Source organism: Carnobacterium sp. (assembly GCF_032094055.1).
Classification (GTDB): Bacteria; Bacillota; Bacilli; order Lactobacillales; family Carnobacteriaceae; genus Carnobacterium_A.
Window position 1 is genome coordinate 1685 of sequence record NZ_DAMDAK010000039.1, and the last position, 1072, is coordinate 2756.

Annotated in this window: 2 protein-coding genes; both read left to right on the forward strand. The window is 35.2% G+C overall.

Annotated features, from left to right (window positions below):
- A partial coding sequence (locus RT405_RS07465) for a GGDEF domain-containing protein (RefSeq protein WP_313468848.1) occupies positions 1–527 on the forward strand: 527 nt, incomplete at its 5' end.
- 278 nt (positions 528–805) lie between these two features.
- A partial coding sequence (locus RT405_RS07470) for a rhodanese-like domain-containing protein (protein ID WP_313468850.1) occupies positions 806–1072 on the forward strand: 267 nt, incomplete at its 3' end.

The following is a 1072-nucleotide window of genomic DNA, read 5'->3' on the forward strand; positions in this document are numbered from 1 at the left end:
TTTTTTTGTATTTGGAAGAAAAAGAACAGGCAAAAGTAGATTTTTTGACTGGTTTATACAATATGCGTGAATTTAATAAAAAGTGGCAGCTGTTTCAAGAAGATAAAGCGATCAGAAATACAGCATTTATCATGTTGGATATTGATCATTTTAAATGGATCAATGATACTTATGGACATGCAAATGGTAATTTCATTTTACGACAACTAGCTACGATTTTAAAAGTCGAAGCTCCAGATAAAGAATTAGTTTATCGTGTCGGCGGTGAGGAGTTTTGTTTGATTGTAAATGATTTACCTTATGTCGAGCAAAAAAGAGTAGCGGAAAAAATTAGGGCAAGCGTAGCGGGTAAGGAGTTTTTATTAGAAAATGGAGATGGTATCCATATGACTATTTCAGTTGGTTTGGCCGCGTCCTCACAAAACAAAGATATGAAAAAGCTCTTTCGATTAGCTGATCGGTGCCTTTATGCTGCTAAAAATCAAGGAAGAAACAAGGTGGTTGGATCAATAATGGAAACAGAGTAGGAATGTTAGCTGCGACAATTCAGATTTCGCCAGTGCTTATCTTAATCAAAAACGGAAAAGACATATCTCACGATATCTCTTTTCTGTTTTTTTTTGATCAGAAAGGAAACAAAAAGCTTTACAAATTATACCCCCTCAGGGATAATTCTGTGTGTATTGAAAGGTATGAAAAAAGATCCTATATTAAACACAGCCTTCTGTTAATAAATAAATACAAAAGGAATCTTCAGTAAAACCAGTACCTGCAACAGTAAATTACCATGGATAGGAGGAATAAGATGTTTTTTAAAAGAACCCCCTCTATTTCGACAAGTGAATTAGAAAGTAAGTTGATTGAAAGACCCTCAATTATTGATGTACGTGAACCGCATGAGTTTTCTGGCGGTCATATTTCTGGGGCGAAAAATGTGCCTTTAAGAAAAGTTGACAAATACTTGCCTAAAGAAACGACCTATGTGATTTGCCAATCTGGTATGCGCAGTAAACGTGCTACTAAGATATTGTTGGCTAACGGATATGATGTTATTAATGTACGAGGTGGAATG